This is a genomic window from Laedolimicola sp. (genome assembly GCF_051972735.1).
Taxonomy (GTDB): domain Bacteria; phylum Bacillota; class Clostridia; order Lachnospirales; family Lachnospiraceae; genus Laedolimicola; species Laedolimicola intestinihominis.
The window spans coordinates 37,644-43,849 of sequence record NZ_JBOKYU010000017.1 but is presented as its reverse complement, the minus strand read 5'-3'; the positions used below and the strand labels follow the sequence as shown (position 1 = coordinate 43,849).

The following is a 6,206-nucleotide window of genomic DNA, read 5'->3' as shown; positions in this document are numbered from 1 at the left end:
ACCAGCAGATGACGGAGATACCCGGTATGACGCAGTCTGTGGTAAAAGGGCAGCCCCTTCTTTTCAAAATGCTCCAGCACACAGCAGAGAATCTTCCGGAAATCCCCGTCCACGATCTGACACTGATCCGCTGTCACGATATCGTAGAAGCTGCCTCTTTTGTGCATACCGAGGGCCAACGGGCCGTCCTTTTCCTCATCGCCGAAGGAGAACTCCATCTTATTGCGGTACTCCAGCTGTCTCGGGCTGCCCTTCACGCCTTCAAATACATAGGGGGCTGTAATCGCGCCGTCCAGAAGTTCCTTAAGCTGCCCTTCTTTTAAGAGCCTCTGATCTTCGTAGGACAAATTCTGCCAGGTACATCCGCCGCAGTTTGCAGAATGGGGACAGACAGGCGTAATCTCATTGGCCGCAGGCTCCAGAATCTGAAGAAGCTGCCCTTCGCCCACACCTTTCCGCACCTTTTTAAGCCGAAACTGCACTTTCTCTCCCGGCAATGTGTTCTTCACCGCCACGCGGCGATCTTCCACTGTCACAATTCCTTTATTCGGAAACTCCGTCTTTTCGACGATTCCCTCGTAAATTTCACCTTTTTTCATAAACTTCCTCTTTCTGTCACAAAATCCAAAACAGAGAACCGAAAAAGAGTGTCTCAAAACATCTGTTCCGTCCTGAGACACTCTTCGCTCACTTCTGTTTCTTTTTCTTATTCTTCCTCGTCATCGAAGAAATCATCGTCAAACTCATCGTCATCGAAGTCATCTTCGAACTCATCCAGGTAGGACGGTGCAAAGAAACGATATACTGCATAGGCGATTCCTGCCACTGCCGCTACCGCTCCGATCACTGCCAGAATCCAGAGAACCGTGTTCTTGTTCTTCTCCTCGATTTCTTTCTTGTGAATCAGTTCATTTAATTTGGTTGCTGTCAGAAAATCTTCCATCTTATTATTCATCGTTCCTACATCCTTTCCGCAGACTGCCGCTTGTTTTAGATATTATATCATATTCCCTTTTAAAATACTATGGGTTCCGTCAAAAAAATGCGATTCCGGTCAATACACCTTCTGAAGCTTTGCAAAGGAGGCGAACAGCTTCTTCACACCCGCCACATCGAAGTTCACGCGCACCTCATAGTCCTTGGCGCCTTCGATAATCTCAAGCACCGTACCCTCGCCGAAACGGATATGCTTCACCCGGTCTCCCACGCTGTAGTCCAGATGGGACGCCTTGGTAGCCGCTACCATTTTGGACTGAATGGGCTTGGTCCGAAGACTTTTTCTGGCCTCCAGCATAGCCTGTCTGCGCTGGTTGATGCGCTGCTCCTTAGCCTCTTTTGCCCTCTGTCCCGGGCTTTCGGTCTTATTTTCCAGATACTCGTCCGGAATCTCCTTGACGAAGCGGGAAATCATATTGTACTGGACTTCCCCCCGCAGCATACGCTGTCTGGCTGCCGTCATGGTCAGTTCCTTCTTGGCGCGGGTGATACCCACATAGCAGAGACGACGCTCCTCTTCTATCTCCTCCTGGGGATTATCGGCCACAATGGACATGTAACTGGGAAACAGTCCCTCCTCCATGCCGACCATATAGACGTAGGGAAACTCCAGACCCTTGGCGCTGTGAAGCGTCATCAGCACCACATGATTGCTCTCCTCCTCCAGGTTATCGATATCAGCCACCAGAGCCACTTCCTCCAGGAAGCCGCTGAGGGACGGATTCTCCGCATTTTCATCATAATCCTTGACCTTGCTCATGAGCTCGTCGATATTCTCCAGACGGGCCTCCGACTCATCGGTGCCCTCCAGGATCAGCTCTCTGCGGTAACCGGTCTCCTCCAGAATAGTCTCCAGAAGCTCACTGACCTTCGCATGCTCCTGCTTGGCCCTGAGGGTCTGAATCAGCACTGTAAAAGGCAGCACCTTGGACGCGCCACGGCCAATGCCCGGAATCTGCTCCGCGTTCAGAAGGGCCTCATAAAAGCCCATATCGTTGGCCACGGCATATTCACCCACACGGCTTAAAGTTGTCGCGCCGATGCCCCGTTTGGGCACGTTGATGATGCGGCGCACGGCCACCTCGTCACGGCCATTGTCCACGGTCTTTAAGTAAGCCAGCAGATCCTTGATCTCCTTGCGGGCATAGAAATTGACGCCGCCGATGATCTTATAGGGGATATTTGCATAAATCAGCTTTTCCTCAAAGAGGCGGGACTGAGCATTGGTGCGGTAGAGGATCGCATGATCTTTATACTCTGCCTCCTCCTTCTGGATATGGCTGGTAATATTGCCAATGACATGCTCCGCCTCCTCAAAAGCATTCTGGAACTGCCGGAAGCGCACCGGCACACCTGCGTCATTATCCGTCCACAGCCGCTTGTCCTTCCGACCCTGGTTATGGTGAATGACCTCGTTGGCCGCGTTCAGAATATTGCTGGTGGAACGGTAGTTCTGCTCCAGCTTGATGACCTTCGCGTCCGGAAATACCTGCTCAAAGTTCAGGATATTCATGATATTCGCGCCACGAAACCGGTAAATAGACTGATCGTCGTCACCCACCACACAGAGATTCCGATACTTTGCTGCCAACAGGCTTACCAGCTTAAACTGGGCTGTATTGGTATCCTGATACTCGTCCACCATGATATAGCGGAACCGCTCCTGATAAAAATCCAGCACATCCGGACAGTTCTGGAACAGCTCCACAGTCTTCATAATCAGATCGTCGAAATCCAGCGCGTTATTCTTATGAAGCTGAGCCTGGTATTCCGCATAGACCCCGGCGATCTTCTGCTGATTCCAGTCGCTGCCCGCATCCAGCTGCATCTGCACCGGATTCATCAGCTCATCCTTTGCATGGGAAATAGCGCCGAGAAGCATCCTTTCTTTATAGATCTTCGTGTCGATCTGCAGCTTTTTGCAGACCTCCTTCATCACCGACTTCTGGTCATCTGTATCGTAGATGGAAAATGAGGTGTCATAGCCTAGCCGATCGATATAGCGCCGCAGAATCCGCACACAGGTGGAATGGAAGGTACTGACCCAGATACTGTCGCTGCCAAGGCCCACCAGCTTGTCTACGCGTTCCCGCATCTCCCCTGCCGCCTTATTGGTAAAGGTAATAGCCAGAATATTCCAGGGCGCAACACCCTGCTCTATCAGATATGCCACCCTGTGCGTCAGCACACGGGTCTTGCCGGAACCGGCTCCCGCCAAAATCAGAAGCGGTCCTTCGGTATGAAGCACCGCTTCTTTTTGTTCCGGGTTCAAAAGATCATAACTACTCATAACTCTCTTTATCTCCCTGTCTCGTTACATTCCGCCCTTTTATACCAGCTTCTGTCCACAATTGGGGCAGAAATTCGCTCCATTGGTCTTCGTACCACAGTTGGGACAGAAATTCGGAGCTGTGCCGCCTGCTGCCGCGCCCTGATTCGGAACCGCGGTCTGCTGTGCGCCGCCGTTCATGGCCTGTGCCATCTGAGACGCCATCTGCTGGCCCATGGCCATTCCCATGGCCATACCGGCCATATCGGAAGCGGTTCCGCCGCCCTGACCTTTAGCCATCGCCTCGCCCATGGCTACCTGCTGGAAGCGTCCCACATCACCAATCATGCTCTGGGCCGCCGCCTTCTCAGCCATCTTCTGGACTTCCTCCGGATAGTTGAAGCTGGAAATCGCGAAGCTGGCAATGCTGATACCAATCTTACTCATCTCCATGTCCAAATCCTCCCGGATACCGCGGCCAATGGCGTCCGCGTTGGCCTGAAGATTGAACATATCTTTGCCTTCCTTTGAAATCCATTTCATCAGAAGCTGATCCAGCATACCGATGATGCGCTCCCGCACATTCTCCACAGAATACTGCTGCTTGATGCCCGCCACCTTTTCAATCAGAGCGTCGTAATCGGATACCTTGCACGCGAAAGTACCGAAAGCCCGGATGGGCATACCGCCCGGAAGTCCCGGTGTCGGAATCAGTACCGGACTCTTGGTTCCCCATTTTACCAGCACCTCTTTGGTATTGATAAACAGCACTTCCGCCCGCAGGCCGCTGTTAAAACCGAACTTGAATCCCTTTAAGGTAGACAGGAACGGAATGATCGCCGATTCAATGTCGTAGCTTCCCTCATCCCGGAAGATACCCTCTACCTTGCCGTTGTAGAGGAAAATCGCGTCCTGGCCCGGACGGATAATCAGCCGGCTTCCTTTCTTAATCTCCTTGTTGCTCCATTTCCAGAAGAGCATATCATCCCGGAATTCCTGCCATTCTACTACATTGGCAAACTGTCCGCTAAATAATCCCATGTCACTGCCTCCTCATTTTCTTCCTGCAGGGTTATCGGCCCCTCTGCCTGGCTGTCCGCCGTCAGAAGCACGCTCTCAGTCGGAACTGCGCGCATGCCGTAATAGCTGTCGTCACTACCGGTGCTGAACAGGTAAATCAGGAATATCACCGCCAGAATACCCAGAATAATCGCTATGATTTTCGCCGGGCTCTTCGGATAATCGCCCTCTACCCTGCCGCTCTGACCGTTGATCAGAACGTGATATTTCTTACCCTTATAGGTATATGCCGTAGCGTAAACCGGAAGCATCACATGCTTGTAGGTCTCGTCGCTGTAGCTGGCGCGCACGCTCACGCCCCGCACTTCATCGTAACGGCGCAGCACATCCTGCCGGGCCATTTCTTCCAGATTAAACTCCATGTACTGTCTGGCGTCGCTGTGGGCGTCATCCAGATCCACGGTATAGACCTCCGCGTTGTAACCCGAGAAATACTCCGGGGAATACGAGGCCACCTGCGTCAGACCGAAGCTTCCGACCCGGTCCAACAGATTTCTTTTCAGGCTCTTTGACGCCGGAATCAGTACGTCGTCAAAAAAGTGCCGGATACTGCCGGAAGTGGGATACCAGTCCACTACCGTCTCCTGCACGGTCTTGCCATCCGGCCCCTTCCGTGTCACGGTACGTCTGCGCCCGCCCTGAGCCGTATAGCGGGCGTCTGCCTTCGCATCAAAGGTCCAGTAGGGCAGATAGATGCCCTGAAGCTTCTCCTGTTGATACAGGTGCTTCAGCTCGCCCGGAGCCATCCAGCGGCCCTTCAGCCATTTTCGGAACAGCTCGCCCACCCGGTTTCGGTCTATCTGGAAGGGCAGTACACCGTCGGGAATGATGGCGTCCTCCTGCTTGTCGGCCAACACATACTTGGAACCGCAATAGGGACAGCTGGTAGCCGTACTGTTGGCCGCCACCTCAATTTTCGCGCCGCAGCCCTTACAGATCATGGTCTGGCTCTTTTTCTCCGACGCTGTGATAGTCTGCATGGCGTGACGGGTAAGACTGTGCTCTACAATCTTTTTCTTATCATTTTTTATCTTTGTCTCTGTGCCGCAGTTGGGGCATTTGAGACTCTGAGAGGCGGCGTCAAATTCCATAACGCCGCCACAGTTTTCACAGTAGTAAATTTTGTTATCCATCGATGTTCCCAGCTTATAATCCCATCTTTGCCTTCAGCGCTGCCAGCTCGTCATCCACATCGGATGCTGTGCTGTCATATTTCTTGGTCAGATCGTCGATGCTTCCCTCTTTCTTATTGAGCTCAGACATGGCGTTGGCCTCATCCAGCATCTTGTCCGCCTTGGCTTCCATCTTCTCAAATGCTGCGATGGCGTCGCCTGCGCCCGCTACGCTGGAACCGATCTTGTTCAGCTTCTCCTGGGTCTTCGCTACTGCCACCTTGGTCTTAATCGCGTCGCGCTTGGACTCCAGGGTCTCCATATCCTTCACCAGCTTATCATGCATCTCCTTCATCTGAACCGCGTTGGCTGCCGCTGCCTCATAGGACTTCTGAAGGCTCTCCTGCTTCTTCGTCAGATCCGCTTTTTTCTCCAGGAACTGGCGCGCGTCGCCCTCATTGCCTGCCAGAATGGCTTTCTCCGCGTACTTCTGCATCTTCTCCACTTCTGCGCCGCACTCGTCCAGTTCTCTCTTGGCCTTGGTCTCAGCCGCCATCACAGCCGCTGTCTCAGCTTTCACTTTTCCCAGATCACTTTCAACCTCACGCAGATACTGATCGATCATTTTCTCCGGATCCTCTGCCTTGTCCAGCAGCGCATTGATGTTCGCTGACATGATGTCCCCAAATCTTTTTAAAATGTTAGCCATTTTATCCTCCTTCTGCAGAAACTGAAAGTTTGTCTGCCTC

Annotated in this window: 6 protein-coding genes; all 6 read right to left on the bottom strand. The window is 52.6% G+C overall.

Annotation, left to right across the window (positions count from 1 at the left end; genetic code table 11):
• On the bottom strand, positions 1-599 hold a 599-nt coding region (locus tag ACTRC3_RS05950), incomplete at its 3' end, for a class I SAM-dependent RNA methyltransferase (RefSeq protein WP_440322241.1).
• 107 nt (positions 600-706) lie between these two features.
• Positions 707-955: a DUF4366 domain-containing protein gene (locus ACTRC3_RS05945; RefSeq protein ID WP_349163432.1), complete on the bottom strand. Its 249-nt coding sequence runs from the start codon at positions 953-955 to the stop codon at positions 707-709.
• Positions 956-1,054: 99 nt separating this feature from the next.
• The gene (gene pcrA, locus ACTRC3_RS05940; protein WP_440322239.1) at positions 1,055-3,286 is read right to left on the bottom strand and encodes a DNA helicase PcrA; all 2,232 of its coding nucleotides are present in this window, start codon (positions 3,284-3,286) and stop codon (positions 1,055-1,057) included.
• Between the two features lie 39 nt (positions 3,287-3,325).
• On the bottom strand, positions 3,326-4,306 hold the full coding sequence (locus ACTRC3_RS05935; RefSeq protein ID WP_440322237.1) for an SPFH domain-containing protein: 981 nt from the start codon (positions 4,304-4,306) through the stop codon (positions 3,326-3,328).
• Positions 4,273-5,478 carry a hypothetical protein gene (locus tag ACTRC3_RS05930; RefSeq protein WP_349163430.1) on the bottom strand — a complete coding sequence of 402 codons (1,206 nt, stop codon included), beginning with the start codon at positions 5,476-5,478 and terminating at the stop codon, positions 4,273-4,275. The genes ACTRC3_RS05935 and ACTRC3_RS05930 overlap by 34 nt, the downstream gene beginning before the upstream one ends.
• Positions 5,479-5,491: 13 nt before the next feature.
• Positions 5,492-6,166: a PspA/IM30 family protein gene (locus ACTRC3_RS05925; RefSeq protein WP_440322235.1), complete on the bottom strand. Its 675-nt coding sequence runs from the start codon at positions 6,164-6,166 to the stop codon at positions 5,492-5,494.
• Between the last annotated feature and the right edge of the window lie 40 nt (positions 6,167-6,206).